This is a genomic window from Piscicoccus intestinalis NBRC 104926, from assembly GCF_001515525.1.
Classification (GTDB): domain Bacteria; phylum Actinomycetota; class Actinomycetes; order Actinomycetales; family Dermatophilaceae; genus Kineosphaera; species Kineosphaera intestinalis.
The window spans coordinates 1-26856 of record NZ_BCNQ01000064.1 but is presented as its reverse complement, the minus strand read 5'-3'; the positions used below and the strand labels follow the sequence as shown (position 1 = coordinate 26856).

Here is a 26856-nt window from a genome sequence, read left to right as displayed (position 1 = left end):
AACTCGACTACCCCGACGGGCAAGTCGCCGACCACGAGGCGGAGTTGTGCGCCGAGGTCGTGCGGCTCATCGACCTCGACGGCGCGACCACGCTGCTCGCGGCCCCCTGGCGCGCCGACCGCCACCCCGACCACGAGGCCGCCGGTCGCGCCGCCGCGACCGCCTGCGCCCGCACCGACGCGACGCTCCTGGAGTACCCGATCTGGTTGTGGCATTGGGGCGTTCCCGACGACGTGCCGTGGAGCCGGCTGCGTCGCCTCGACCTGCCGCCCGCGGCCCGGCGCGCGAAGGCGCACGCCGCGGCCCAGCACGTCTCCCAGACGCGACCCCTGACGGACGAGCCCGGCGACGAGACGCTGCTGCCCGCACCGATCCTGGCCCGGTTCGAGCGCGACACCGAGCTGTTCGTGCGCCCCGACCGGCCCGTCGACGACACCCTCGACCGGCTGCACCGCGACGAACCCGACCCGTGGCGCACCGCCTCCAGCCGGTACGAGATCGACAAGCGCGCCGCCACGCTCGCCGCGCTGCCGCCGCGCCGGTTCGCCCGGGCGCTCGACGTCGGCTGCTCGATCGGTCTCCTCACACAACAGCTGGCCGAACGCGCCGACGAGGTCGAGGCGCTCGACGCGAGCCCCGCCGCGCTGGAGGCCGCCCGCGAACGCCTGGCGCACCTGCCGCACGTGCGGCTGCACCGGGCGCGGGTGCCGGACGACTGGCCGCCGGGTGGCTTCGACCTCGTCGTCGTCTCCGAGGTCGGCTACTTCCTGTCGCCGGCGGCGCTGGCCGGGCTCGTCGACGCGGTGCGCGACAGCATCGCCGCCGACGGGGTCGTCGCGCTGTGCCACTGGCGGCACGACATCCACGGCTGGCCGCTGACCGCCGACCGGGTGCACCGGGCGTTCGCGGCCGGGCTCGGCGCGGGCTCCCACGCCCGGCGCCAGGCCACCGACGACTACCTGCTCGACGTGTACGAGCGGACCCCCGGCGGCGCGGCATGAGCCGGATCGAGCGGGTGCGGGTCGTCGTGCCCGCCCGCGACGAGGAGCGGCTCATCGGGCGCTGCCTGGAGTCGGTGCACCGGTCGGTCGCCGAGCTCGCCGCGGCGCACCCCGGGGTGAGCTGCTCGGTCACCGTCGTGCTGGACGCGTGCCGCGACGACACCGAGCGGGTCGTGCGCGGCTTCCGCGGTGTGCAGGCGGTCGCCACCACCGCGGGCGCGGTCGGTGCGGCCCGTGCCCTCGGGGTCGAACGCGCCTGCCGCGGTGACGACCCGGATCGCACCTGGGTGAGCACCACCGACGCCGACTCGGTCGTGCCCGCGCACTGGCTCACCACGCAGGTCGACCTCGCGACGCAGGGGTACGACCTCATCGTCGGCTCGGTGAGCCCGGAGCCGGGCGACCTCGACCCTCGCGCGCTCGCGCACTGGTGGGCCCGGCACCGCATCGGCGAGGGCCACGCCCACGTGCACGGCGCCAACCTCGGCTTCCTGCTCGCGGCCTACCGGGAGGCCGGTGGGTACGAGCCGGTGCGGCGCGACGAGGACGTGCGGCTGGTGCGCGCCATCCGGGCCACCGGGCGCACGCACCTGGCCACCGCCCGGACGCAGGTGACGACGTCCGGGCGGCGGGTGGCCCGCGCCGCCGGCGGCTTCGCCTCCTACCTGCAGGCGCTGCCGGGCGCGGGCGGTGCTCAGAAGACCGGCTTGCCGCCGGTCACGCCGATGACGGTGCCCGAGACGTAGCTCGCGTCGCGCGGGCTGGCGAGAAAGACGTACGCCGGAGCCAGCTCGGCCGGCTGCCCGGCACGGCCCAGCGGGGTGTCGGCGCCGAAGGTCTCGATCTTCTCGCTGGGCCGGGTCGCCGGCTGCAGCGGCGTCCAGATCGGGCCGGGGGCCACGGCGTTGACGCGAATCCCCTTGGGACCCAGCTCGGCCGCGAGGTTCACGGTGAGGTTGTTGACGGCGGCCTTCGTCGCGGCGTAGTCGAGCAGCTGCGTCGAGGGCTCGTAGGCCTGCACCGAACTCGTGTTGATGATGCTGCCGCCGGCCGGGATGTGCGGGGCCGCGGCCTTGGTGAGCCAGATGATCGCGTGCAGGTTGGTGCGCAGCACGCGGTCGACCTGATCGGGCTCCAGACCCTGCAGGCCCTCCTCGCCGCGGGCCCAGTGGTAGCCGGCGTTGTTGACGAGGATGTCGAGCCCGCCGAGCTGCTCGACGGCGCTCGCGACGACGCCCTCGCAGACCTCGCGGCTCACGAGGTCACCGGGCAGCGTGATCGCGCGGCGACCGGCGGCCTCGACCTGGCGCACCGTCTCCTCGGCGTCGGGCTGCTCCTCCTCGAGGTAGTTGATCGCGACGTCGGCACCCTCGCGGGCGAACGCGATCGCGACGGCCCGGCCGATGCCGGAGTCGCCGCCGGTGATGAGCGCCCTCAGCCCCTCGAGCTTGCCGGAGCCGGTGTAGCTTTCCTCGCCGTGGTCGGGCACCGGCTCCATGACGTCGGTCAGGCCGGGCGGCTGCTGCTGCTGGCCGGGGAATCCGCCTTTGTCGTCGTCGCGGACCATGCGGGCCGCGCGCTCGGCGGCCGGAGACGTGGGCATCGTGAATCTCCTGAGTTCGGATGGGGGTCGGCCCGGATGGGGTCGGGCCGGGTGGGCATAGCTGTGAACACAATAAGAAGGGCGACGTGGGCGCCGATACACCCCAAAGGATGGGGGCCGCTGCTGGATTAGGGTGAACGTCATGAATCCGGCGCGTGAGGCGGTGACGATCGCCATCGTCAACGACTACGAGGTGGTCATCAAGGGCCTCGCGCGCATGCTCGAGGGGTCGCCGCAGGTGCGGGTCGTCGAGCTCGACGCGGGCGTGCCGGTGGGCCGGCCGGTCGACATCGCGCTGTACGACACGTTCACCCAGACTCAGGCGGGGGAGAGCGACGTCGACGCCGTGCTCGCCAACCCCAATGTCGGCAAGGTCGTCATCTACTCCTGGAACACCCAGCCCGAACTCGTCGCCGCCGCCCGGGCGCAGGGCGTGCACGGGTACCTGTCGAAGGGGCTGAGCGCCCGGGACCTCGCCGACGCCCTCGCCCGCGTCGACGCCGGCGAGTTGCTCTTCCCCGAGAAGCCGGGGCCGGAGGCCGAGGCCGCGCCGGCGAGCGACGACTACCCCGGGCGGGCGCAGGGCCTGACGTGCCGGGAGGCCGAGGTCGTCGCGCTCATCACCCAGGGCCTGTCGAACGCCGAGATCGCGCGGCGCTCCTACCTGAGCATCAACTCGGTGAAGTCCTACATCCGCACCGCCTACCGCAAAATGGGCGTCGAACGCCGCAGCCAGGCCGTCGCGTGGGCCTACGAGCACGGCTTCGACGCCCGCCCGAAACGACTGGGCGGCGTCAGCGCGTCGCGAACCCCGCCGCGGCCCTAGGCTGTCCGGAACGTCGGCGCCGGGGCGGACGACCAGCCCGCCCGGAGATCCTCCGGCGAGTGCCGACTCGATGAGCAGAGGCAGGTGGGTTCGATGGCCGAACCGGTGCGCAACTACCCGAAGCTGGCGCGCGACATCCTCGACACGGTCGGCGGCGCCGACAACGTCTCGCAGGCCAGTCGGTGCGCGACCCGCCTACGGCTCGTGCTCAACGAGACGCCGCCGCAGGCCAAGGAGAAGGTCGCGGCGCTGCCCGGGGTCATCACCGTCGTCGAGAGCGGCGGCCAGTTCCAGGTGGTCATCGGCCCGCACGTCGGCACGGTGCACGAGGAGTTCCTCAAAGCCGGCGGCATCGACGAGAACCAGGCCGGCCCGGCGCACAAACAGAGCGTGATGAACCGGATCATCGCGACGATGTCCGGGGTCTTCGCGCCGTTCGTCTACATCCTCGCCGCGGCCGGCATCCTGCAGGGCGCGCTCATCCTCATCACGATGTTCTGGCCCGCGTTCGAGCAGACCGGCACGTACGAGGTGCTCTCGTTCATGTCGTGGACGCCGTTCACGTTCCTGCCGATCTTCATCGCGATCACCGCCGCCAAGCACTTCCGCACGAACACGTTCATCGCGGTGCTGTGCTGCGCCGCGATCATGAACCCCACGTGGACCGAGATCGCCGGGCGCATCGCCGACGGGGGGTCGGTGAGCTTCCTCGGTCTGCCGCTCGCGCAGACCGTCTACACGAGCACCGTGCTGCCGCCGCTGTTCCTCGTGTGGGCGCTGTCGTACCTAGAGCGGGCCGCCTCCAAGCGCCTGAGCGGGGTGGCCCAGCAGATCTTCACGCCGCTGGTGTGCCTGCTCGTCATGGTGCCGCTGACGCTCGTCGTCATCGGCCCGGTCACCGCCGCGGGCGCCAACGGCCTCGCCGCCGGCTTCAACGCCGTCGTCAACGTCGCCCCCGCGGTCGCCGGTGCTTTGGTCGGTGCGTTCTTCCAGGTCGCGGTGATCTTCGGCGTGCACTGGGCGATGCTGCCGATGGTGCTGGCCAGCCACGACCAGTACGGCTACGACCACTTCCAGGCCTACCAGACCGCCGCGGTCATCGCCCAGGTCGGCGCGGTCGTCGGCGTCTTCCTCAAGACCCGCAACACCGAGATGAAGGGCGTCTCCGGATCGGCGGCCGTCGCCGGCTTCTTCGGCATCACCGAGCCGACGATCTACGGCGTGACGCTGCGGCTCAAGCGGCCCTTCGTCTACGGCTGCGTCGCCGGCGCGGTCGGCGGTGCCGTCATCGGACTGCTGGGCGGGGCCTACTACGCCTTCGCCGGGCTGCCCGGGCCGCTGACGATCATCAACGCCTCCAGCCCCGGCACCAACTCCCTCGTCGCCGTGGCGATCGGCTGCGCGATCGCGTTCTTCGGGGCCGCGTTGCTGACGTACTTCGTCGGGTTCGACGACCCGAAACAGCCGATCGGGGCCGAGCTCGCGGAGGGTGAGGCGGGGACGGAGCCGGTGGCCGCTGCGGGTGCCGCTGTCACCGACTCGACTGATTCCACCGCGAACGACCAGCCGATCCAGGAGCCGTCGCTCATCGCGAGCCCGCTGTCGGGCACCGTGGTGCCGATGTCGCAGGTGCCCGACGAGGTGTTCGCCTCGGGTGCGATGGGAGGCGGCGCGGCGATCGAGCCCGACGACACGAAGGTGTACGCGCCGTTCGACGGCAAGGTCGTCACCGTGCTACCGAGCAAGCACGCGATCGGCCTGAAGTCGCACGACGGGGTCGAGCTGCTCATCCACGTCGGCCTCGACACCGTCGCGCTCGGTGGCGAGGGCTTCACCGTGCACGTGCAGCCCAAGCAGCAGGTGCGCACCGGCGACCTGCTCATGGAGTTCGACCCGGCGGTCATCCGGGAGGCGGGCTACAGCCTCATCACCCCGCTCGTCGTGACGAACTCCAAGCGGTTCGGCGACGTCACGGCAGCCGGCGCCCAGCACGTCACGCCCGGCGAGCCGCTCATCACCGTCACCCGCAAGGCGCCCGCGGCCACGCAGGGCTGAGCACGTCCGACGACGGTGATTCGTCAGCGGCACGGCAGCGTATGACGCGGATGGCACGATGACGGTGCAGAAGCTGCCCGGTCGGATCACCCAGCGTCTGCTGGTCGATGAGGTGGGCCAGGGTATCGGTCTGTCGTACTCGGGGCAGGTCACGCCGGTCACCGAGTCCACGGACCCGGCGACGGGTCAGGTGGTGTACACGGCGGGAACCCCGGTGCAGGATCAGCCGTGGTTGGCGTGGACCCGTGAGCGTGATCCGGATGGGCGGGTGGCGCGTGAGTTCACTGGTGATGGTGCCGCGACGGATGGGGTGCCGGGGGTGACGAATCCTGGCGCGGTGTCGGCGCCGGGTGCGGGGCGTGCGGTGCCGTATACGCGCGATTACGGTTATGACGTGCATGGGCGTCTGCTCAGCGTGCGGGACCGCACTGCTGCCGGGACCGGCGGGGATCCGGGTGCTGGGGCGTGTCGGGTGACCAGTTACGTGTTCGATGCGAACGGGCGTCGGATGTCGCGGACGAGCGGGAGTTACGCGGCCACGTATGGCGGCGCCGGGACTGGGGTGGTGACCTCGGGGTATGCCTACGACAGCGCGGATCGTGCCACGACGGGCGCGGGTGGCTCGGGGAGCTACGCCTATGACCTGTTCGGGCGGGCGACCATCGTGCCGGCCGTGGATGCTCCTGACGCGGCCAGGGGCGGGCTGAGTTTGGGGTATTTCGATGATGATCTGCCGGCGCTGATCAGTCAGGGCGCGGTGACGACGCGGTTCACGGTGACGACGGGTGGGCGTCGCAAGATGCAGACGTCGACGGATGCTGCGGGGGCGGTGACCTCGACGCTGGAGCAGGTGTACACCGATGATTCGGACAACCCGGCCTGGATCGTCAGCGATGCCGACGGTGCCGGGCCGCAAGGGCCGTCCACGACCCGGTTCGCGGAGTCGATCGCCGGAGACCTCCGGATGTCGCTGTCGGCGGATGGCGGGTTGTCGTTGACGGTGGCCAAACCTCGAGGAGACGCGGTGGCCGGGGTGGAGATCCCGGCCGGGCAAAGCGAGTGTGCCCGCGACGTCGATCAGCGCGTGGAGCGATTACGGCGAGTACGGCACCCCATACTCCCCGGCGTCCGCGGCCGTGGTCGGCGGCCCCGTGGGCTACGGCTTCCTGGGTGCCAAGCAACGTTCCATCAGCGCCGCCTCGACCGCGCGGCTGACGCTCATGGGCGACCGGCTCTACAACCCGACCCGAGGCCTGTTCACCTCTCAGGACAAGATTAGAGGTGGCAACGAGAACTCGATGGCTTACCCAGGCGACCCCGTCGGCAAGCTTGATCTCTCTGGCCTTTGCGAGGGCGTGTCAGCGATATGCATGCGGGCGATTCTGTACGGCCAGTCAAGGTTCCCGCGAGGGTTCGTCACGTTCATTCGTCGAGCTGGCTATTCTAGTAAGAGGGGAAATACGCAAGCGGGTTATCGCGTCATTCTGACTCGCGGAGATGGCTGCACTTCATCCCCCGACGCCTCGCGGTATTTCGATTTTCGCAACGCCTGTGCAGGACACGACCTGATGTACATGCTGGTTCGTTTTTGGATCCTGCGCAGCAAGGCCTCTTGGCGAAATAAGAGCTTGTGGGTCCGTCAAAAGCGCTGGGCTGACGGACTGTTCTCAATTGACATGGTTGCGGACTGTAGAAGGCGGGGCGCGATTGCGAGATGGAACTGCGAGAACACGGTTGGAGTTTACTTCAATGTGGTCTACTGGAGGAATTACCTATGAGGGTGACTGGGGCTCGTGGTAGCGGTTCTCGGCACGTATACTCCGCTATCTCTGTATCGCTTGTGCTGGCACTCGTCGTCGCCTTGTCTGCGGCATCCTGTGAGAAGCGCTTGAGTGGGCCTATATGTGCGCAAGCTGACCAGCCGAGACGAGTTGTTATTGACAAGGGAATGACCGGAGATTTCGTGTGCATTCCGGAAGGTGAGCCGCCACCGCCAGGTTTCCGAGAGTTCCCTGGAGGGGCACCTTTCTATAATTCTGATCCGCGCTGGACCGAATACTCGAAGAGGTATGGTGACAGCACCAACCCACCTCTAAGTTCGCCCTGATCGAACAGTGGGTGTGGTAATGCTCAGGCCCGACGAGGCTCCTGTCCAGGTAGCCCCGGAATTGATGCGACGGCAGCTGGAGATGTGCGCCCACGGCGAAACCCTCTCCTCAGCGCACGACGCCCACGGGGCGCGGGGTGTGGCCGGGGAAGACGGCGCCGATGTTGGGGCTGCGCGGGCAGCGGGTGAGGATCTCGGCGAGGACATCCCGGTAGTCCGTGGTGATCGCGAGGTCCCCGTAGGCCGGGGCGGAGGGCGCGAGGCCGGGCCAGCGGCCGTGGACGCGGTCGCCGCCGACGTTGCCGCCGGCGCCGAATGTCACGGCTCGCCGAGGTGGGGGCTGCGGGAGGTCGCCGCCAGGTGCCGCCCCAGCCAGCCGCTCCGCACCGCCGCCGGCGCAGTCATAGGGGTTCGGGTCGGGATCGCCTGTATCTGCCGCGCGGCGACACTTGCCGCTGGCTATTGGCCCACTATTAACGTTCACTGAGATCATATGTGCCGACTCCCCACTACACGGAACGGCGAAAGAACCGACGAAGCCCTACGGGATGGTCCAGGTGGACATCTGACGCGCACTCCATGTCCTGGGCGCATCTTTGGCGGGTTGACTTTCAATGTCGTCGCAGAAACTGGAGATGCTGATGTCAAGAAATGAGTCGAGCGCGCCCGTAGGATGGATCCCCGTGGAAGTGTCGGGGGCTTGTAAAGGTGATTGGTGGCATATACAGGGGGCTGTCGGGCCTCCTGTCCGAGTGGATGACGCGTATGTCAAGAAGATTGTTATCGGACATGACCAGGGGTTCACCGAACTGACGCTGGAGATTCTCGTATGTGACGTTCCTGGTGTTCTGAAATTCGGCAAAGTAGAGGAGCTTCAGATATCGTGGCGACCAGGGGCTGTGCCGCCTGATGATGAATGGTCGTGGGTTTCCTCTGCCGATCTGGATATGCTTGGCCTCTACCGGTTGTCTACCTACTACCTCGATATGCAGTGGAGGCCACCCAAGCAGTTTCTGCGAGACGACGCGGACGGCCTGTCGGGGAATTTGGTTCGAGGATGATCATCGTTCCGGTGATTCACGCGCGCTGTGGATCTCGTCCGCACGTTGCCGGATGGGCAGACCAGCGTGCCGACCGTGGACGCGCCTGGCTCGGCCAGGGGCGGGTTGAGCTTGGGGTATTTCGATGATGATCTGCCGGCGCTGATCAGTCAGGGCGGGTGACGACACGGTTCACGCTGACAACGGGTGGGCGTCGCAAGATGAAGACGTCGACGAATGTTGCGGGGGTGGTGACCTCGACGCAACTGCGCATCGAAAAGTGGGGTGTGGCATGAGCGATATTTGTTTGCGTAGAAAGTCTCCGACGCCCCGGGCATGGAAGTGTAGGTAGTCAATGTCGCCTAGGCGAGTTGAGAGTCTCCTCCTCGAGAGCTTTGCTTGGCTTGATGTCGAGGTCGTGTTTTCTATGCTCAGCGACGGCTTCCAAAAGTATGAGCTGCGGCGACCCGCGCAAGACGTGCCGGAAGTGTATCTCCTGCACGGAAACTCAGAGGCATTCTATCTGCATCTAGGGCGGTATGTTATTCGTGATTTCGACCATCTAGAAAAGAGACAGGAAGACCTAGTTCGTAACCTGGCCAGGGCTGCGGCAGCGTATAATTCAGGTAACGGCTTCCAGCGAGCATATTTTCGAGGTGAGAAGTTGATTGCGAGTGACCTCGTCTTGAGTCTGGAAGGAGCCGAGGGTTATCTGGAGGTGCCATCGGACAGGACTTTGGTGAAGAGTCTATTCTGGCGCCTGATTGCAACGTCCAGTTCGAAACGGGGGATTTGGGAAGAGATCGGATGACTCTATCGTGCGCGGTGCGCGGTCTGCGGTGTCCCGGGGTGGCAAGACGACTGAGGAAGCGTCAAGGGTGACGAGGCCAGCTGGTGTGAGAGGGTTCACCTACGAATGTCCCTTGCTCGGCACCAGATCGGTCCGTCATCAGGCCAGATCGTCCGTCATCAGGCACGATCGCTCGCCCAGCAAGGGACGCCTTGTCCTCACGCCACGCGCACACCTGCACCTCGTCGGTGGATCAGGGCTGAGCCGGCCCCGATCCCCGACACGAAACTCGCGACCACGAGAGGGATCGAATGTCGAAGCTGCCGAAGGATTTCCTGTGGGGCGGGGCCGTCGCCGCGCACCAGCTCGAGGGCGGCTGGCAGGAGGGCGGCAAGGGCCCCAGCGTCGTCGACGTGCTGACCGCCGGCGCGCACGGGGTGCCGCGGCGCGTCACCCAGGACGTCGAGCCGGGGGAGTTCTATCCCAACCACGACGCCGTCGACTTCTACCACCGCTACCCCGACGACATCGCGCTGTTCGCGGAACTGGGGTTGAAGTGCTTTCGCACCTCGATCGGGTGGGCGCGGATCTTTCCCAACGGCGACGAACAGTCTCCCAACGAAGAAGGCCTGCGGTTCTACGACGACCTGTTCGACGAGCTGCTCGCGCACGGCATCGAGCCGGTCATCACGCTGTCGCACTTCGAGGTGCCGCTGCACCTCGCGCGTGAGTACGGCGGCTTTCGCAACCGGGAGCTCGTCGGGTTCTTCGAGCGGTTCGCGCGGGTGTGTTTCGAGCGCTACCGCGACAAGGTCACCTACTGGATGACGTTCAACGAGATCAACAACCAGATGGACACGAGCAACCCGCTGTTCCTGTGGACGAACTCCGGCGTCACGCTCGAGCCCGACGAAGACCCGCAGCAGGTGCTCTACCGGGTCGCGCACAACGAACTGCTCGCCAGCGCGCTTGCGGTCAAGGCCGGGCGCGAGATCAACCCCGACTTCCGGATCGGCGCGATGGTCTCGCACGTGCCGATCTACCCGTACTCCTGTGACCCCGACGACGTCATGGCCGCCGAAGTCGCCTCGCGGATGCGGTTCTTCTTCCCCGACGTGCAGGCGCGCGGGCACTACCCGGCGTACGCGCGCAAGCAGTTCGAGCGCGACGGGATCGACATCGGCGCCCAGCCCGGCGACCACGAGATCCTCGCCGCCGGCACCGTCGACTACATCGGGTTCAGCTACTACATGTCGACGGTCGTCAAGGCCGACGCCGCCGCGCAGAGCACGAGCGACGTCGTCAACGGCGGCCTGGCCAACTCGGTGCCGAACCCGCACCTGCGCAGCAGCGACTGGGGCTGGGCCATCGACCCCGTCGGACTGCGCTACACCCTCAACGTGTTCGCCAACCGCTACGAGCTGCCGCTGTTCATCGTCGAGAACGGCTTCGGTGCGGTCGACGAGATCGCCGCCGACGGCGCGATCCACGACGAGGCCCGCATCGACTACCTGCGCGAGCACATCGAGGCCGTCATCGACGCCGTGCACCTCGACGGCGTCGACCTCATGGGCTACACGCCGTGGGGCATCATCGACCTCGTCAGCTTCACGACAGGGGAGATGAAGAAGCGCTACGGGCTCATCTACGTCGACCGCGACAACGAGGGCCACGGCACGCTCGAGCGCCGCCGCAAGGACTCCTTCGAGTGGTACCGCCGCGTCATCGCCTCCAACGGCGACACCCTCTGACGCCCGCCCAACGACCGTGAGAACTGCGTGTCGTGGTGAAGACTGCTGTCCGTGTCGCAGTCCCGACCACGACACGCAGTCTTCAGGGACGTTCGACCGCCACCGAGGGGGACTGGCATGACGTCGGACGACGAATCCGGCTCCGGCCACCAGGGAGCCCGTTACCTGGTGCTCGACGTCGGCGGGTCGGGGATCAAGTACGCCACCGCCTCCGCCGAGGGGGAGCTCGGGCCGCGCGCGACGCTGCCGACCTCGTACACGACCCACGAGGAGTTCATCGACGCCGTCGTGGGCATCGTGGACCGGAGCCGGCCCGTCGACGGCATCGCGATCAGCACGTGCGGGGAGCTCGACCCGCACACCGGGCACATGTTCTCCGGCGGCACGCTGACGTTCAACGCGGGCACGAACTTCGTCACCGCGCTGGAGGCGCGCTGCGGTCTGCGGACCACGGTCGAGAACGACGCGAACTGCGCGCTCGTCGCCGAGATGCGCGACGGGGCGCTCGCCGAGTACACCAGCGGCGTCGTCGTGGTGCTCGGCAGCGGCGTCGGCGGCGCCATCATGGTCGACCGAAAGGTCTTCTACGGCAGCCACTTTCACGCCGGCAACCTCAGCTTCCTGCACGTCGACCTGGAGCGGCCCGACGAGCGGATCCTCGGCCTCTCGACGGGTTTCGCGTCGCTGCTGGAGAGCTACCGCGCGGCGCGGCACGGGGAGCCCGACATCGCCTCCGGCAAGGACTTCTTCGAGCGGCTCGCCGACGGCAGCCCGGCCGCGGCGCAGAGCCTGAGCCGGTACGCCGCCAAGCTGGCGAGCCTGATCTTCAACCTGCAGGTCGTGCTCGACGTCGAGGCCGTCGCGATCGGCGGCGGCATCAGCGCCCAACCCGCGCTCATCGAGGCCATCGAGCGCGAGGTCGAGCGGCGGTTCGACGACGCGCCGGTGCCGCTGCCCCGCCCGGTGGTCACCGCCTGCCGCTACCGCAACGACGCCAACCTGCTCGGCGCCCTGTGGCACCACCTCAAGCCGAGCGCGTCCGCGCCCGTTCCCGGGGAGCCGGGCTGACGGGTCGTTACGTCAGTACCGCGGCGACGTACGGCAGGTTGCGGTGGCGGTCGTTCCAGGGGAGGCCGTAGCCGACGAGCAGGTCGTCGTTGTCCATCTCGTAGCCGAAGTACTGCTGCACGGGGATGTCGACGCGGCCCGGCTTGACGAACAGCGTGGCGATCGCCACCGAGCTGGGTGAGTGCTCACTGCTCAGGTGCTCGACGAGTCGCTTCATCGTGCCGCCGGACTCGATCGCGTCGTCGATGAGGATGACGTCGCGGCCGGTGATGTCGATGTTGCGGTGGTAGACGATCGGTGACTGGTTGTGGCGCTCACCGGGGGTGTGCGGGCAGGAGATGTAGTCCATGCTCAGCTCGAACTCCAGCTGCCGCACGAGGTCGGCGGTGAAGAGGATCCCCCCGGGCACCACGGTGACGACCACCGCGTCGTCGTAGGCGTCCGTTGAGCAACGCCGCCACCTTCGCCACGCCCGAGCGGATCTGCTCCGCGCTGAGCACGCAATCGCCGATCGGCGCCTCATCACGCATGTGCCCTCACCTTTCCTCGCCCGCCGGAATCTCCGCGTGGTGCGCCTCGTCCTCGGAGCCGTCGCTGCCGTCTCCGCCGTGCAGCCCGACCATGATGCGTTCGATCTCCGCGCGATCCGCGGCCCCGGGCTGACCCCACTCTGGCTCATAGCCGGCGACCTTGTGCAGCGGGAGAGCGTTGGCGTCGCCGTAGAGGATCTCGATATCGCTCGTCGAGATGAGCGCCGGGTGTTGCAGGCCCCCGGCCTCGCCGACCTTGAGCAGGTCGCGGCGCAGGGTGCGCACGTACCGGGCGAAGGCGGGGGCCTTGTCGTCGGGGAGCAACGCCCGGGTCAGCCAACGGTTCTGCGTCGCCACGCCGGTGGGGCAGTGGCCGGTGTGGCACTTCTGGGTCTGCAGGCAACCGACGGTCAGCATCGCCTCCCGCGCGATGTTGAGCATGTCGGCGCCGAGGGCGAGGGCGACCATCGCGTTGTCCGGCAGCCCGAGCTTGCCGGAGCCGATGAACACGATGCGGTCGGTCAGGCCGGCCCGCGCGAAGATCCGGTAGACGCGCGGGAACGCCGAGCGGTAGGGCAGCGAGACGCTGTCGGCGAAGACCATCGGCGCGGCGCCCGTGCCGCCCTCGCCGCCGTCGACCGTGATGAAGTCGACGCCCCGGCTCCCGTCGGCCATCTGCTCCGCGAGGTCGTGCCAGAACGTCAGGTCGCCGACGGCCGACTTGATGCCGACCGGCAGCCCCGTGGCCTGGGCCACCGTCTCCACCCAGTCGAGCAGGGAGTCGACGTCGTGGAAGGCGGTGTGCCGGCTCGGGCTCACACAGTCCTTGTCCATCGGGATGCCGCGGATGCGGCTGATCTCCGGGGTGATCTTCGCCGCCGGCAGCACCCCGCCCAGGCCCGGCTTGGCGCCCTGGCTCAGCTTGACCTCGATCGCGCGCACCGGAGCGCTCGCCGCCACGTCGACGAGCCGGTCCAGGTCGAAACGGCCCTGGTCGTCGCGGCAGCCGAAGTAGCCGGTGCCGACCTGCAGGATGAGGTCGCCGCCCTGCCGGTGGTGGTCGGACAGCCCGCCCTCGCCGGTGTTGTGCAGGCAACCCGCGAGCGCGGCGCCCTTGTTGATGGCCTCGATCGCGTTGCCGGACAGGCTCCCGAAGCTCATCGCGGAGATGTTGATGATCGAGTCGGGGCGAAACGCGTGCCGACGCCCGCGGGCGGCCCCGAGCACCTTCGCGCACGGCACCGAGCCGTTGTCGTCGTGCCCGTGCGCCCCCGCCGTGCCGGGTGCGACCTGCGTGAACGTGCGGTGCTTGATGATCGGGTACCCCTCGACGTGCTCGACGTCGTTGTCGGTGCCGAACCCGAAGTAGGTGTTGACGCCCTTGGCGGCGCTATAGATGTAGCTGCGCTGGTCGCGGCTGAACGGTCGCTCCTCGTCGTTGCTGGCGACGATGTACTGGCGCAGCTCCGGTCCGATCTTCTCGACGGCGTACCGGCCGTGCCCGATGACCGGGAACGCCCGCAGGAGACCGTGTTTGCGCTGCAGCAGGTCGTAGGAGGCGAGGGCGGCGACGGCCGCGACGGGCAGGCCCAGCAGGGCGCTCTTCTTCGAGCTCATGAGGCGAGTGTGCCGCCCGAGGCGCCTGTTCCGCCCGCTGAACAGCCGAGTGTGTGCGACGCCTCGCCTGGCAGCCCGGCCCCGGAGAGGCCACAGTGGGCGACATGGAGCGCACGCCGTTCACCGACGACATCGACCTCGGCTCCGGCCTGCGGGCCTACCTGGCGACACCGGCCGGAGACGGGACGCACCCCGGGGTCGTCATGATCCACGAGGCCTGGGGCCTGGACGACGTGCTGCGCCGGCAGGCCGAACACCTCGCCGGGCTCGGCTACCTCGTGCTCGCGCCCGATCTGTTCTCCCGCGGCGGGGCCCTGCGCTGCCTGGTGCCGACCTTCCAGGCCCTGCGCCGCGGCAGCGGACCGGCGTTCGACGACATCGAGGCGTGCCGGGCCTGGCTGGCCGAGCAGCCCGGCTGCACCGGCTCCGTGGGGATCATCGGGTTCTGCATGGGAGGCGGTTTCGCGCTCCTGACGACGACGCGCGGCTTCGATGCGTCGGCGCCGTGTTACGGCATGCTGCCCGAGACCCCGCAGGTGCTGCGCGGCGGGTGCCCGGTGGTCGCCTCCTACGGCGGGCGCGACTCGATGCTGGCCGGGGCGGCCGACAAGCTCGACCGTGCGCTGACCGCGTACGAGATCCCGCACGACGTCAAGGAGTACCCCGACGCCGGGCACGCCTTCATGAACGACCGGGAGAACGCCCCGGCGCCGCTGCGTCCCTTGCTGCGCGTCACCGGCGCCGGACCCGAGCCGGAGTCGGCGGCCGACGCCTGGAGCCGGATCGACGCGTTCTTCGGCGAGCACCTGCGCTGACCGTCTGCGCCCGCGGCCGGCTCGTCCGGTTCGTCCGGTTCGTCCGGGGCGCGCGAACCGGCTCTGGCTCATAGGGTCGACGGATGGGAGACCGTATGGAGCCGTTCGGGTTCGAGCACCTCACGGTCGTCGCGGTCATCGCCGTCGTGACCGCCTGGGCCACGTGGGCCGTGCGGCGCGGCCGCCTCGGCGATCGGGCGCTGCGGGGCGTCGGGTGGCTGCTGCTGGTCACCGCGCTCGGATGGCTGGGCTGGAGCATGCGGCCCAGCGAGTGGGACGGCGGCCTGCCGCTGCCGCTCAACCTGTCGGACTGGCTGCGGATCATCACCGCGCTGGCGCTCATCACCCGCGCGGGCTGGACCGTGGTGCTCTCGTATTACTGGGGCCTGACGCTCAACCTGCAGGCCCTGCTGACCCCCGACCTCGCCTACTCCTTCAACCCGGCGCTGGAGTTCGCGATGTTCTGGTTCTCCCACGGCGTCGCGTTCATCGTGCCGATCGTGCTCGTCATCGGCGTCGGCCTGCGACCCACCTGGCGGGGTTTCGGCCTCTGCTGCCTGGGCACGCTGGTCTGGGCGGGCATCACGATGACCGTCAATGCCCTGCTCGGGGTGAACTACGGCTACCTCATGGGCGCCCCGGAGTCGGGCTCGGCCCTCGACCTCATGGGCCCCTGGCCCTGGTACCTGCTGACCGCCGCCGCCGTGCTCGCCGTCGTCTGGGCGGTCATGACCTGGCCCTGGGCCACCGCCGCAGCGCGCGAGCGCAGCCGTCCCGCGCCGTCGAGGTTCCTGCGGGTCGCCGACCGCTGAGTGATGGGCGGCCAGCAGCGTCCCGTCGACAGGCGCGGCCCAGCGCGCGTGCCGACGGACGCCGAGGCGGCGTTACGACCGGTGAGCGCGGTAGTAGCGGATCAGCCCCTGGGTGCTGGGGTCCTGCTGCGCGAGCGCGTCCTCGTCGCCGCCGACGGCGGGGGTGACCTGCTTGGCGAGCTGCTTGCCGAGCTCGACGCCCCACTGGTCGAAGGAGTCGATGCCCCACACGATGCCCTGGGTGAACGTGATGTGCTCGTACAGCGCGATGAGCTGGCCCAGCACGCTCGGAGACAGATCGGGCGCCATGATCGACGTCGTCGGCCGGTTGCCGGTGAACACCCGCGCCGGGACGATCTCCTCGGCCGTGCCCTCGGCGCGCACCTCGTCGGCGGTCTTGCCGAACGCCAGCGCCGCGGTCTGCGCGAAGAAGTTCGCGAGGAACAGCTCGTGCACGTCGGCGCCGTCGCCCTGGGTGTCCTTCAGCGGGTGCCCCGGGTTCGCCACCGCGATGAAGTCGCACGGGATCAGCTGCGTGCCCTGGTGGATCAGCTGGTAGAAGGCGTGCTGCCCGTTCGTGCCCGGCTCCCCCCAGAAGATTTCGCCCGTGGCCGTCGTCACCTGGGTGCCGTCCCAACGCACGCCCTTGCCGTTGGACTCCATCGTCAGCTGCTGCAGGTACGCAGGGAACCGGTGCAGGTACTGGGCGTAGGGGAGCACCGCGTGGCTGCGGGCGTCGAGGAAATTGACGTTCCACACGTTGAGCAGCCCCATGAGCGCCGGCACGTTGCGGGCCAGCTCGGTGGTGCGGAAGTGCTCGTCGATCGCGTGGAACCCGGCGAGGAAGTCGGTGAAGTTCTGCGGACCGAGCGCCACGGCCAGGCTCGTGCCGATCGCCGAGTCGACGCTGTAGCGCCCACCGACCCAGTCCCAGAAGCCGAACGCGTTGTCGGGGTCGATGCCGAACTCGGCGACCTTGTCCAGCGCCGTCGAGACCGCCACGAAGTGCCGCGCGACGGCCTGCGCGTTCTGGTCGTCCGAGCCGTCGGTCGCCCCCGACTCCCGGAGCGCGTCGAGCAGCCACGCCTTGGCCAGCCGAGCGTTCGTCAACGTCTCCAGCGTCGTGAACGTCTTGCTCGCGACGATGAACAGCGTGGTCTCCGGGTCGAGCCCGCGGGTCTTCTCCGCGATGTCGGTCGGGTCGATGTTCGAGACGAAGCGCGCGCTCAGCCCCGCCTGCACGTACGGCTGCAGCGCCTCGTACACCATGACCGGCCCGAGGTCGGAGCCGCCGATGCCGATGTTGACGACGGTCTCGATCGGCCGGCCGGTGACGCCCTTCCACTCGCCCGAGCGCACCGTGTCGGCGAACGTGAACACCTTCTCCAACGTGGCGTGCACGTCGCCGACGACGTCCTGACCGTCGACCTCCAGCGACGCGCCCTCCGGCAGCCGCAACGCCGTGTGCAGCACCGAGCGGTTCTCGGTGACGTTGATGCGCTCGCCGGCGAACATCGCGTCGCGACGACCGGTGAGGTCGACCTGCTCGCCGAGCTCGACGAGGGCGCCCAGGATGTCGTCGGTCAGCAGGTTCTTCGACAGGTCGACGAAGAGGTCCGCCGCGGTGAACGACAGGCGTTCGGCGCGGGCCGGGTCGTCCGCGAACCAGCCCCGCAGGTCGGGCTGCAGCGCGCCCTTGAGTTCGGTGAGCCGCTCCCAGGCGGCCGTCGTCGTCGGGTCAACGGGAACAGGAGTCGTCATCGTTCGCCCATCTGTGTCGATCTCGGCGGCGCACGCCATCGGGGGCGCCGGGTCCGCAGCCCAGCCTAGTCAGCGGGGCCCCTCGCGCGCCGGGAGCCGATGAGATCGTCGGTGGCGACATGCGAGCCGCGACCCGCCGACGGGGCTGGGTTCGGCGGGGTGCGCGCGCGGGGTTAGGGTGAGCCCGATCGGCATCCTTTAACACCGTCCGGTGAGGCGGGGAAGGGGGTTCGGCCCAGCATGGTGCCGCAAACCGCTGTACAGCCCGAATCGAGCGATCCGTCGCGGCCCGACGGAGCCGGTGCCACCGGCTCCGCGAAGAGCACCGACGCGAGCAGCCCCCCGGGCCCGCCACCACCCGCCGGAGTGCCCAGCGACTCGCGCGTGGTGCTCAAGACCGACGAGATCGCCCGCGGCCTGCGGCGCATGGCGCACGAGGTGCTCGAACGCAACAAGGGTGCCGACGACCTCGTCGTGCTCGGCATCCCGACCCGCGGCGTCGCCCTCGCCCGCCGGCTCGCCTCGCTGATGACCGAGGTCGAGGGCCGCAGCATCCCCGTCGGCGCGCTCGACATCACGCTCTACCGCGACGACCTGCGCCGCAACCCCACCCGCGCTCCCGGTGCCCTCGACATCCCGCCCGGCGGCATCGACGACAAGGTCGTCGTGCTCGTCGACGACGTGCTCTACTCCGGCCGCACGATCCGCGCCGCGCTCGACGCCCTGACCGACCTCGGCCGCCCCCGCACCGTGCGCCTGGCGGTGCTCGTCGACCGCGGCCACCGGGAGCTGCCGATCCGCGCCGACGTCGTCGGCAAGAACCTGCCGACGTCCAGCAGCGAGCGCGTGCACGTGCGCCTCGCCGAGGCCGACGGCGTCGACGACGAGGTGCGCATCTCGCGCGGCGGCACGAGCGCGGGAGGACAACAGTCGTGAACCGTCACCTTCTCTCGATGGCCGACCTGAGCCGCGACGACATCCTCGCCCTACTCGACACCGCCACCCAGATGCACGAGGTGCAGCACCGGCAGGTCAAGAAGCTGCCGACGCTGCGCGGCCGCACGGTGATCAACCTCTTCTTCGAGGACTCCACCCGCACCCGCTCCAGCTTCGAGATCGCCGGCAAGTGGATGAGCGCCGACACGATCAACATCTCCGGCAAGGGCTCCTCGACCTCCAAGGGCGAGTCGCTGCGCGACACCGTGCTGACGATCTGCGCGATGGGCGTCGACGCCCTCGTCATGCGCCACTCCGCCAGCGGCGCCGCGCACCAGGTCGCCGGGTGGGTCGACGCCGCCGTCATCAACGCCGGAGACGGCATGCACGAGCACCCCAGCCAGGCGCTCCTCGACGCGTACACGATGCGCCAGCACCACGGCCGCCTCGACGGGCTGCGGGTGGCGATCGTCGGCGACCTGCTGCACTCGCGGGTCGTGCGCTCGAACCTGCTGTGCCTGCGCAACTTCGGCGCCGAGATCACCCTCGTCGCCCCGCCCACGCTGATGCCCTCGGGCATCCGCGAGTGGTCGCAGGCCGACGGCTTCGCGATCACCAACGACCTCGACGAGGCGCTGTCGCACCCCCTGGACGTGCTCATGATGCTGCGCGTGCAGCGCGAGCGGATGAGCGGCGGGTTCTTTCCCACCGAGCGGGAGTACACCGACGCCTACGGGCTGACCCGCGAGCGGCTCGCCACGCTGATGAGCCGCAACGACAAGGCGCTCATCGCCCACCCCGGGCCGATGAACCGCGGCCTGGAGATCGCCCCGGAGGCCGCCGACGCCGCCTCCTCGGTGATCCTCGACCAGGTCTCCGCGGGAGTGGCGGTGCGCATGTCGATCCTCTACCACCTGCTCGCCGGAGAGGGGGCCGAACAGTGAGCCTGCTCATCATGGGCGCCGACCTGCTGGGTCAGGGCCGCGCCGACCTGCTCGTCACCGACGGGGTCATCACCGAGGTCGGGTCGTTGGGCGGCGCCACGGCCGACGAGACGATCGACGCCGACGGCCTCATCGCCCTGCCGGGCCTCGTCGACCTGCACACCCACCTGCGGGAGCCGGGCCGCGAAGACGCCGAGACGATCGCCACCGCGTCGGCCGCCGCGGCCGCCGGCGGGTTCACCGCCGTGCACGCGATGGCCAACACCGACCCGGTCACCGACACCGCCGAGGCCGCCGAGCACGTCTACGCCCTGGGCCGCCGCGCCGGGCTCGTCGACGTCGCGCCGGTCGGTGCCGTCTCCAAGCACCTGGCCGGTGAGGAGCTCGCCGAGCTCGGGCTCATGGCCCGCAGCCGCGCCCGGGTGCGGATCTTCTCCGACGACGGCCGCTGCGTGCACAACGCCCGCCTCATGCGCCGCGCGCTCGACTACCTCAAGCCGTTCGGCGGCATCGTCTCCCAGCACGCCCAGGACCCGGATCTGGCCGGGCCGCAGGCGTGCTGCCACGAGGGCGAGCTCTCCGGCCGGCTCGGGCTGCCCGGCTGGCCCGGCGCCGCGGAGGAGACGATCGTCGCCCGCGACGTCATGCTCGCCCGGCACACCGGCGGGCGCGTGCACATCGCGCACGTCTCGACCGCCGGCTCCCTCGAGGTGATCCGCTGGGCCAAGGCCCAGGGCATCAACGTCACCGCCGAGGTCACCCCACACCACCTCGCGCTGACGACCGCGCTGCTCACCGGCTACGACCCGGTGTACAAGGTCAACCCGCCGCTGCGGCCCACGCAGGACGCGGAGGCGCTCGCCGAGGCGCTGCTCGACGGCACGATCGACATCGTCGCCACCGACCACGCCCCGCACGCCCGCAACGACAAGGAGCACGCGTTCGTCACCGCGGCCTTCGGCATGGTCGGCCTGGAGACGGCGCTGCCGCTGCTCGCCACGCTGTTCGTCGAGCAGGGCCGCATGAGCTGGGCCGACGTCGCGCGGGTGCTGTCGACCACGCCCGCCGCGCTCGGCCAGCTCACCGGCCACGGCCGGCCCCTGGAGGCGGGGGAGCCGGCCAACCTCACGCTCGTCGACCCGGCCGCGCACTGGACCGTCGACCGCGACTCCTCGCGCAGCCTCGGGCGCAACAACCCGTGGCACGGGCGCACGTTCACGGCCCGCGTCACGACGACGCTGCTGCGCGGGCGGGTGACCCTGCGCGACGGGGTGGTTGCCGACCCGCTGCCCGCCGCAGCCGACCAGAGAAGCTGGTGACGTTCGTGACTGCAGTCAGCACCTCGAGCAGCCCCGCGGTGCGCGCCCTGCTCGACCCCGACCCCGCGGTGCTCGTGCTCGAGGACGGCCGCATCATGCGCGGCCACGCCTACGGCGCCGTCGGCGAGACCTTCGGGGAGGCGGTCTTCTCCACCGGCATGTCCGGTTACCAGGAGACGCTGACCGACCCGAGCTACCACCGCCAGGTCGTCGTCATGACGGCCCCGCACATCGGCAACACCGGCGTCAACGACGAAGACCCGGAGTCGAGCCGCATCTGGGTGGCCGGGTACGTCGTGCGCGATCCCGCGATCCGGCCGAGCAACTGGCGCTCGCGCCGCAGCCTCCAGGACGACCTGCGCGACCAGGGGATCGTCGGCATCAGCGGCATCGACACCCGCGCCCTGACCCGGCACCTGCGCGAGCGCGGCGCGATGCGCGTCGGCATCTTCTCCGGCCCGGCCGCCGCGGCCGCCGACACCGAGCTGCTGCTGCGGGTGCGCGAGACCCCGGCGATGTCCGGCTCCGAACTCGCCTCGCAGGTCAGCACCGAGAGCGGCTACGTCGTGCCCGCGGTCGGCGAGCGCCGGTTCACGGTGGCCGCGCTGGACCTCGGCATCAAGGCGATGACCCCGGCGCTCATGGCACAGCACGGCATCGAGGTGCACGTGCTGCCCGCGACCGCCTCCTACGAGGACGTCATGGCGCTGCCCGGCGTGCGCCGCGCAACCGGACCCGACGGGGTGTTCTTCTCCAACGGCCCCGGCGACCCGGCGACCGCCGACGACCAGGTCGCGCTGCTGCGCCGCCTGCTCGCCGACCGGGTGCCGTTCTTCGGCATCTGCTTCGGCAACCAGGTGCTCGGCCGGGCGCTGGGCTTCGGCACCTTCAAGCTCAAGTACGGCCACCGCGGCATCAACCAGCCGGTCATGGACCGCAGCACCGGCAAGGTCGAGGTCACCGCCCACAACCACGGGTTCGCCGTCGACGCCCCCCTGACCGAGCCGTCGGAGGCGGTCCGGGCACCCGCCGACGCCGCCGAGGGCACCGACTTCGGTCGCGTCTGGGTCAGCCACGTGTGCCTCAACGACAACGTCGTCGAGGGCCTGCAGTGCCTCGACATCCCCGCGTTCTCCGTGCAGTACCACCCGGAGGCGGCCGCCGGCCCGCACGACTCCGCCTACCTGTTCGACCGGTTCGTGCAGGTAATGGAGACGGGTGCGTCGCCGTCCGCGCCTCGCGAGAATGCACACAATCCTGTGGAAAAGGACGCCTGATGCCCAAACGCACCGACATCTCTTCGGTCCTGGTCATCGGCTCCGGGCCGATCGTCATCGGGCAGGCGGCGGAGTTCGACTACTCGGGCACGCAGGCGTGCCGGGTGCTGCGGGAGGAGGGGCTGCGGGTCGTCCTCGTCAACTCCAACCCGGCGACGATCATGACCGACCCCGAGATCGCCGACGCCACCTACGTCGAGCCGATCACGCCGACGATGCTCGAGGAGATCATCGCCAAGGAGCGCCCCGACGCCGTGCTGGCCACCCTCGGCGGGCAGACCGCGCTCAACGCGGCGATGGCCCTGCACGAGTCGGGCACCCTGGAGAAGTACGGCTGCCCGCTCATCGGCGCGAGCGTCGACGCCATCCGCCTGGGGGAGAACCGGGAGGAGTTCAAGGGCGTCGTCGACCGCTGCGGCGCGGAGTCGGCCCGCTCGGTCATCTGCCACACGATGGACGAGCTGCTCGCCGGCGCCGCCGACCTCGGCTACCCCGTCGTCGTGCGCCCCAGCTTCACGATGGGCGGCCTGGGCTCGGGCTTCGCCTTCGACGAGGCCGACCTGCGTCGCATCGGCGGCGCCGGCCTGCACGACTCACCGGTCACCGAGGTGCTCCTGGAGGAGTCGATCCTCGGCTGGAAGGAGTACGAGCTCGAGGTCATGCGCGACCACGCCGACAACGTCGTCGTCGTCTGCTCCATCGAGAACGTCGACCCCGTCGGCGTGCACACCGGCGACTCCATCACCGTCGCCCCCGCGCTCACCCTCACCGACCGGGAGTACCAGAAGCTGCGCGACATCGGCATCGCGGTCATCCGCGAGGTCGGCGTCGACACCGGCGGCTGCAACATCCAGTTCGCCGTCAACCCGATCGACGGGCGCATCATCGTCATCGAGATGAACCCGCGCGTCTCCCGCTCCAGCGCGCTGGCCTCCAAGGCGACCGGGTTCCCGATCGCCAAGATCGCCGCGAAGATGGCGATCGGCTACACCCTCGACGAGGTGCCCAACGACATCACCCGCGAGACACCCGCGAGCTTCGAGCCCACGCTCGACTACGTCGTCGTCAAGGTGCCCAGGTTCGCGTTCGAGAAGTTCCCGGCCGCCGACCCCACGCTGACGACGACGATGAAGAGCGTCGGCGAGGCGATGAGCATCGGGCGCAACTTCACCGAGGCCCTGCAGAAGGCCCTGCGCTCGACCGAACGCAAGGACTCCGGCTTCCACTGGCGCCGCGGCACCCGCCCGAGCAAGGAGCTCGCCCGCGCCCTCACCCAGCAGGCGATGACCCCCACCGACGGGCGGATCGTGCTCGTGCAGCAGGCCCTTCGCGGGGGCCTGAGCGTGCACGAGGTGCACGAGGCCACCGGCATCGACCCCTGGTTCCTCGACCAGATCCAGCTGCTCAACGACGTCGCCAACGCCGTCTCCGAGTCGGCCGGGCACGGTCGGCGATTGCGCCCCGAGGCCCTGCGCCTGGCCAAGCGGCACGGCTTCTCCGACGCCCAGCTCGGCGAGATCGTCGGCATGCCGGAGGCGGTCGTGCGCGGCGTGCGGCAGGCGCTCGGCGTGCGCCCGGTGTACAAGACGGTTGATACATGTGCCGCCGAGTTCGCCGCGGCCACGCCGTACCACTACAGCTCCTACGACGAGGAGACCGAGGTCGAGCCCCGCACCCGGCCGGCGGTCATCATCCTCGGCTCCGGGCCCAACCGCATCGGCCAGGGCATCGAGTTCGACTACAGCTGCGTGCACGCCAGCTTCGCCCTGCGCGAGATCGGCTTCGACACGGTGATGGTCAACTGCAACCCCGAGACCGTCTCCACCGACTACGACACCTCGAGCCGGCTGTACTTCGAGCCGCTGACGCTCGAAGACGTGCTCGAGGTCGTGCACGCCGAGATGGCCGCCGGGCCGGTCGCCGGCGTCATCGTGCAGCTCGGCGGGCAGACCCCGCTCGGGCTCGCGCAGGCGCTCAAGGACGAGGGGGTGCCGATCGTCGGCACGAGCCCCGAAGCCATCGACCTGGCCGAGGACCGCGGGCTGTTCGGGCGTGTGCTCGCCGACGCCGACCTGCCGGCCCCCAAGCACGGCATCGCGTACTCCGCCGACGAGGCGGTGGCCGTGGCCAAGGACATCGGCTTCCCCGTGCTCGTGCGCCCCAGCTACGTGCTCGGCGGCCGCGGCATGCAGATCGTCTACGACGACGCGACGCTGCGCGACTACGTCGAACGCGCCACGACCGCCTCCCCGGAACACCCGGTGCTCGTCGACCGCTTTCTCGACGACGCGATCGAGATCGACGTCGACGTGCTCTACGACGGCGCCGACCTGTACATCGGCGGGATCATGGAACACATCGAGGAGGCCGGCATCCACTCCGGCGACTCGGCGTGCGTCATCCCGCCGGTCACCCTCGGCCCCGGCGAGGTCGAGCGGGTGCGCGAGTCGAGCCGCCGGCTCGCCGAGGGCATCGGGGTGCGCGGCCTCATGAACGTCCAGTTCGCCCTCGCCCAGGACGTGCTCTACGTGCTCGAGGCCAACCCGCGCGCCTCGCGGACCGTGCCCTTCGTCGCCAAGGCCACCGGGGTGCCGCTGGCCAAGGCCGCCTCCCGGATCATGCTCGGCGCGACGATCGCGCAGCTGCGCACCGAGGGCATGCTGCCCGCGCTCGGAGACGGTGGCGAGCTGCCCATCGACGCGCCGGTCTCGGTCAAGGAGGCGATCCTGCCGTTCAAGCGGTTCCGCACCGCCGACGGCCGCGTCGTCGACTCCGTGCTCGGCCCGGAGATGCGCTCGACCGGCGAGGTCATGGGCATCGCCGACACCTTCGGCCCGGCGTTCGCCAAGACCCAGATGGGTGCCCTGTGGGGGCTGCCGACCTCGGGACGGATCTTCGTCTCGGTCGCCAACCGCGACAAGCGCGCGATGGTCTTCCCCATCAAGGTGCTCGCCGACCTCGGCTTCGAGCTGCTCGCCACGCAGGGCACCGCCCAGGTGCTGCGCCGCAACGGGATCGAGGCCACGACGGTGCGCAAGCACAGCGACGGCACCGGTCCGAACGGCGAGCCGACGATCGTGCAGGAGATCCTCGCCGGTACCGTCGACATGGTCGTCAACACCCCCGGCGGCAGCGACGCCCGCCGCGACGGCTACGCCATCCGCACGGCGACCACGAGCATGGACCGGCCGATCATCACGACGGTCCAGCAACTGGCCGCCGCCGTGCACGGCATCCAGTCGCAACGCAAGGGCCCGCTGACGGTCGCCAGCCTGCAGGAGCTCGCGGCCCGGCTCGACGCCGGGCGGGCGCGCGAGGCGGCGGAGGCGTCGGGTCATCCGGGTGAGCCCGTGGTGGCGGCACAGGCACAGTGAAGGAGGAGCCGGTGGCCAGGTCCACACAGGGGCGCGCCGATCAGGTCGTGCACGTCGCGGCCCGGCTCGTCGCCACGCGCCCCGCGGGCGACTACCAGTACATGACGTTCGCCGCCCCCGGCCTGCCGGAGTCGGCCCGGCCGGGGCAGTTCGTCACGATGAGCGTCGGTGGGCCGCTCGGCATGCAGACCGCCACCGCCTCCCAGCTGCTGCGCCGCAGCTTCTCCCTGCACGCAGTCAGCCCCGCGGCCGACCGCTCCGAGGAAGACATCCTCGACGTCGTCGTCGCCGCCCACGGCCCCGGCACCGCGTGGATCACCGGCCTGGCCGTCGGCGACTACGTCGACCTCGTCGGCCCACTGGGCCGGCCGTTCCCGCTGCCCCGCGAACGCGTCTCGTGCGTGCTCGTCGGCGGCGGCTACGGCAGCGCCCCGCTGTTCTGGCTGGCCGCGACCCTGCGCGAGCGCGGCTGCCGCGTCGAACTCATCCTCGGCGCCGCGACCAAGGACCGCCTCTTCGGCACCGACAAGGCCGAGCGCTACGCCGACACCGTCACCTTCGTCACCGACGACGGCTCCCGCGGCCGCCGCGGCTGGGTCTCCGACGTGCTGCCCGAGGTGCTCAAACGCTCCGACGCCTCGGTCGTCTACGCCTGCGGCCCGATGCCGATGCTGGAGAGCGTCACCCGCCTCGCCGGGGAGTTCGGCGCCGTCGCCCAGATCGCCGTCGAGGAGTCCATGGCCTGCGGCGTCGGCGTGTGCATGACGTGCGTCATGCCCGTGCGCGGCAACGACGGCGTCACCCGCATGCTGCGCTCCTGCGTCGAGGGCCCGATCTTCCGCGGCGACCGGTTGCGCTGGGACGCCTACCACGAGGGCTGGGGCGCGGTGCCGGCCGACGCCCACGGCGCCCCCTCCGCCACCCCCGGCGCGGGAGGTCACTGACGATGTTCGGCCGCAAGAAGCCGCAGCATGAGCAGCCGAAGCCGTCGACGGAGTCGGGCCGGCCGGGTCACGCGGGTCAGTCGGGTCAGCAAGGCCGTTCGGGCCAGTCGGGTCAGGCGTCGCCTTCGGCTGCGCCGGGTGCGTCCGCGCCGTCCGCTGCGCCCGGTCACGGTTCCGCAGCCGGTGCTGGTTCCGCAGCCGGAGGCGGGGGCGCCACCGCGGCCCCGCGCCCGCCCGCCCGGGCCTCGTCCGCGGGGTCGCCGGGCACCGGAGCGGGTTCCGCGGC

At 70.2% G+C, this 26856-nt stretch carries 23 protein-coding genes; 18 read left to right on the top strand and 5 right to left on the bottom strand.

Going from position 1 to position 26856, the window contains the following annotated elements:
- Nucleotides 1-1001 (top strand): class I SAM-dependent methyltransferase (locus tag PINTE_RS11565; protein WP_068430477.1); only part of this gene is annotated, 1001 nt, incomplete at its 5' end.
- Nucleotides 998-1747, top strand: a complete 750-nt coding sequence (locus PINTE_RS11560) for a glycosyltransferase family 2 protein (RefSeq protein WP_068430474.1) — start codon at nucleotides 998-1000, stop codon at nucleotides 1745-1747. The genes PINTE_RS11565 and PINTE_RS11560, both read left to right, overlap by 4 nt.
- Here PINTE_RS11560 and PINTE_RS11555 read toward each other — a convergent pair.
- Nucleotides 1696-2604 carry an SDR family oxidoreductase gene (locus tag PINTE_RS11555; protein ID WP_068430471.1) on the bottom strand — a complete coding sequence of 303 codons (909 nt, stop codon included), beginning with the start codon at nucleotides 2602-2604 and terminating at the stop codon, nucleotides 1696-1698. The two genes, PINTE_RS11560 and PINTE_RS11555, sit on opposite strands and share 52 nt — an antisense overlap.
- 142 nt (nucleotides 2605-2746) lie before the next feature.
- Here PINTE_RS11555 and PINTE_RS11550 point away from each other — a divergent pair, with 142 nt between their 5' ends.
- The 4 genes from PINTE_RS11550 (at nucleotide 2747) to PINTE_RS25065 (ending at nucleotide 7263) form a co-directional block, all read left to right on the top strand.
- The gene (locus PINTE_RS11550; RefSeq protein WP_068430493.1) at nucleotides 2747-3430 is read left to right on the top strand and encodes a response regulator transcription factor; all 684 of its coding nucleotides are present in this window, start codon (nucleotides 2747-2749) and stop codon (nucleotides 3428-3430) included.
- Between the two features lie 93 nt (nucleotides 3431-3523).
- Nucleotides 3524-5485, top strand: a complete 1962-nt coding sequence (locus PINTE_RS11545) for a beta-glucoside-specific PTS transporter subunit IIABC (RefSeq protein ID WP_068430467.1) — start codon at nucleotides 3524-3526, stop codon at nucleotides 5483-5485.
- A gap of 58 nt (nucleotides 5486-5543) precedes the next feature.
- Nucleotides 5544-6764 carry a hypothetical protein gene (locus tag PINTE_RS22730; RefSeq protein ID WP_068430464.1) on the top strand — a complete coding sequence of 407 codons (1221 nt, stop codon included), beginning with the start codon at nucleotides 5544-5546 and terminating at the stop codon, nucleotides 6762-6764.
- On the top strand, nucleotides 6706-7263 hold the full coding sequence (locus PINTE_RS25065; RefSeq protein WP_157087202.1) for a phospholipase A2: 558 nt from the start codon (nucleotides 6706-6708) through the stop codon (nucleotides 7261-7263). The genes PINTE_RS22730 and PINTE_RS25065 overlap by 59 nt, the downstream gene beginning before the upstream one ends.
- 438 nt (nucleotides 7264-7701) lie before the next feature.
- Here the strand turns inward: PINTE_RS25065 and PINTE_RS11535 are convergent, their stop codons facing one another.
- Nucleotides 7702-7914, bottom strand: a complete 213-nt coding sequence (locus PINTE_RS11535; RefSeq protein ID WP_068430461.1) for a hypothetical protein — start codon at nucleotides 7912-7914, stop codon at nucleotides 7702-7704.
- A 430-nt stretch (nucleotides 7915-8344) separates the two neighbouring features.
- Between PINTE_RS11535 and PINTE_RS22725 the strand changes: the two genes are divergently transcribed.
- From PINTE_RS22725 to PINTE_RS11525, 4 genes are all read left to right on the top strand, one after another.
- Nucleotides 8345-8653 (top strand): hypothetical protein, encoded by a 309-nt coding sequence (locus tag PINTE_RS22725; protein ID WP_157087201.1) that lies wholly within the window; start codon nucleotides 8345-8347, stop codon nucleotides 8651-8653.
- 397 nt (nucleotides 8654-9050) lie between these two features.
- Nucleotides 9051-9443, top strand: coding sequence for a hypothetical protein (locus PINTE_RS22720; protein WP_157087200.1), 393 nt, complete (start codon nucleotides 9051-9053; stop codon nucleotides 9441-9443).
- 290 nt (nucleotides 9444-9733) lie between these two features.
- Nucleotides 9734-11173 (top strand): 6-phospho-beta-glucosidase, encoded by a 1440-nt coding sequence (locus PINTE_RS11530; RefSeq protein ID WP_068430458.1) that lies wholly within the window; start codon nucleotides 9734-9736, stop codon nucleotides 11171-11173.
- 117 nt (nucleotides 11174-11290) lie between these two features.
- The gene (locus tag PINTE_RS11525; RefSeq protein WP_068430455.1) at nucleotides 11291-12241 is read left to right on the top strand and encodes an ROK family protein; all 951 of its coding nucleotides are present in this window, start codon (nucleotides 11291-11293) and stop codon (nucleotides 12239-12241) included.
- A gap of 7 nt (nucleotides 12242-12248) precedes the next feature.
- Here the strand turns inward: PINTE_RS11525 and PINTE_RS11520 are convergent, their stop codons facing one another.
- Together PINTE_RS11520 and PINTE_RS11515 are read right to left on the bottom strand one after the other, a co-directional pair.
- Entirely contained in the window at nucleotides 12249-12764 is a 516-nt protein-coding gene (locus PINTE_RS11520) for a phosphoribosyltransferase (RefSeq protein WP_281178879.1), read from the bottom strand.
- A 13-nt stretch (nucleotides 12765-12777) separates the two neighbouring features.
- The gene (locus PINTE_RS11515; RefSeq protein WP_068430453.1) at nucleotides 12778-14388 is read right to left on the bottom strand and encodes an FMN-binding glutamate synthase family protein; all 1611 of its coding nucleotides are present in this window, start codon (nucleotides 14386-14388) and stop codon (nucleotides 12778-12780) included.
- Nucleotides 14389-14492: 104 nt separating this feature from the next.
- Between PINTE_RS11515 and PINTE_RS11510 the strand changes: the two genes are divergently transcribed.
- Together PINTE_RS11510 and PINTE_RS11505 are read left to right on the top strand one after the other, a co-directional pair.
- Complete coding sequence (locus PINTE_RS11510) at nucleotides 14493-15203, top strand: dienelactone hydrolase family protein (protein ID WP_068430490.1); 711 nt, start codon at nucleotides 14493-14495, stop codon at nucleotides 15201-15203.
- A gap of 83 nt (nucleotides 15204-15286) precedes the next feature.
- On the top strand, nucleotides 15287-16015 hold the full coding sequence (locus PINTE_RS11505) for a YwaF family protein (protein WP_245642916.1): 729 nt from the start codon (nucleotides 15287-15289) through the stop codon (nucleotides 16013-16015).
- A 72-nt stretch (nucleotides 16016-16087) separates the two neighbouring features.
- Here the strand turns inward: PINTE_RS11505 and pgi are convergent, their stop codons facing one another.
- Nucleotides 16088-17776, bottom strand: a complete 1689-nt coding sequence (gene pgi / locus PINTE_RS11500) for a glucose-6-phosphate isomerase (RefSeq protein ID WP_068430487.1) — start codon at nucleotides 17774-17776, stop codon at nucleotides 16088-16090.
- 384 nt (nucleotides 17777-18160) lie between these two features.
- Between pgi and pyrR the strand changes: the two genes are divergently transcribed.
- From pyrR to PINTE_RS11470, 6 genes are read left to right on the top strand one after another with little or no spacing between them, the layout of a single operon-like run.
- Complete coding sequence (gene pyrR / locus PINTE_RS11495) at nucleotides 18161-18712, top strand: bifunctional pyr operon transcriptional regulator/uracil phosphoribosyltransferase PyrR (RefSeq protein ID WP_373280155.1); 552 nt, start codon at nucleotides 18161-18163, stop codon at nucleotides 18710-18712.
- Complete coding sequence (locus PINTE_RS11490) at nucleotides 18709-19656, top strand: aspartate carbamoyltransferase catalytic subunit (protein ID WP_068430444.1); 948 nt, start codon at nucleotides 18709-18711, stop codon at nucleotides 19654-19656. The genes pyrR and PINTE_RS11490 overlap by 4 nt, the downstream gene beginning before the upstream one ends.
- Nucleotides 19653-20975 carry a dihydroorotase gene (locus PINTE_RS11485; protein WP_373280154.1) on the top strand — a complete coding sequence of 441 codons (1323 nt, stop codon included), beginning with the start codon at nucleotides 19653-19655 and terminating at the stop codon, nucleotides 20973-20975. Before PINTE_RS11490 ends, PINTE_RS11485 begins: the two co-directional genes overlap by 4 nt.
- A 5-nt stretch (nucleotides 20976-20980) precedes the next feature.
- Nucleotides 20981-22252: a glutamine-hydrolyzing carbamoyl-phosphate synthase small subunit gene (gene carA / locus PINTE_RS11480; RefSeq protein WP_068430480.1), complete on the top strand. Its 1272-nt coding sequence runs from the start codon at nucleotides 20981-20983 to the stop codon at nucleotides 22250-22252.
- Entirely contained in the window at nucleotides 22252-25626 is a 3375-nt protein-coding gene (gene carB, locus PINTE_RS11475; protein ID WP_068430441.1) for a carbamoyl-phosphate synthase large subunit, read from the top strand. Before carA ends, carB begins: the two co-directional genes overlap by 1 nt.
- A gap of 11 nt (nucleotides 25627-25637) precedes the next feature.
- The gene (locus PINTE_RS11470) at nucleotides 25638-26570 is read left to right on the top strand and encodes a dihydroorotate dehydrogenase electron transfer subunit (protein WP_068430438.1); all 933 of its coding nucleotides are present in this window, start codon (nucleotides 25638-25640) and stop codon (nucleotides 26568-26570) included.
- The last annotated feature ends 286 nt before the right edge of the window (nucleotides 26571-26856 follow it).

Bases quoted from the DNA above. Each gene is read 5' to 3' on its own strand.
- PINTE_RS11520 (WP_281178879.1), bottom strand. From the start codon at position 12,764: ATGAGGCGCCGATCGGCGATTGCGTGCTCAGCGCGGAGCAGATCCGCT.
- PINTE_RS11545 (WP_068430467.1), top strand. From the start codon at position 3,524: ATGGCCGAACCGGTGCGCAACTACCCGAAGCTGGCGCGCGACATCCTC.
- pgi (WP_068430487.1), bottom strand. From the start codon at position 17,776: ATGACGACTCCTGTTCCCGTTGACCCGACGACGACGGCCGCCTGGGAG.
- PINTE_RS11555 (WP_068430471.1), bottom strand. From the start codon at position 2,604: ATGCCCACGTCTCCGGCCGCCGAGCGCGCGGCCCGCATGGTCCGCGAC.
- PINTE_RS25065 (WP_157087202.1), top strand. From the start codon at position 6,706: ATGGGCGACCGGCTCTACAACCCGACCCGAGGCCTGTTCACCTCTCAG.
- PINTE_RS11510 (WP_068430490.1), top strand. From the start codon at position 14,493: ATGGAGCGCACGCCGTTCACCGACGACATCGACCTCGGCTCCGGCCTG.
- PINTE_RS11550 (WP_068430493.1), top strand. From the start codon at position 2,747: ATGAATCCGGCGCGTGAGGCGGTGACGATCGCCATCGTCAACGACTAC.
- PINTE_RS22730 (WP_068430464.1), top strand. From the start codon at position 5,544: ATGACGGTGCAGAAGCTGCCCGGTCGGATCACCCAGCGTCTGCTGGTC.
- PINTE_RS11560 (WP_068430474.1), top strand. From the start codon at position 998: ATGAGCCGGATCGAGCGGGTGCGGGTCGTCGTGCCCGCCCGCGACGAG.
- PINTE_RS11525 (WP_068430455.1), top strand. From the start codon at position 11,291: ATGACGTCGGACGACGAATCCGGCTCCGGCCACCAGGGAGCCCGTTAC.
- carB (WP_068430441.1), top strand. From the start codon at position 22,252: ATGCCCAAACGCACCGACATCTCTTCGGTCCTGGTCATCGGCTCCGGG.
- PINTE_RS11530 (WP_068430458.1), top strand. From the start codon at position 9,734: ATGTCGAAGCTGCCGAAGGATTTCCTGTGGGGCGGGGCCGTCGCCGCG.
- PINTE_RS11505 (WP_245642916.1), top strand. From the start codon at position 15,287: ATGGGAGACCGTATGGAGCCGTTCGGGTTCGAGCACCTCACGGTCGTC.
- PINTE_RS11515 (WP_068430453.1), bottom strand. From the start codon at position 14,388: ATGAGCTCGAAGAAGAGCGCCCTGCTGGGCCTGCCCGTCGCGGCCGTC.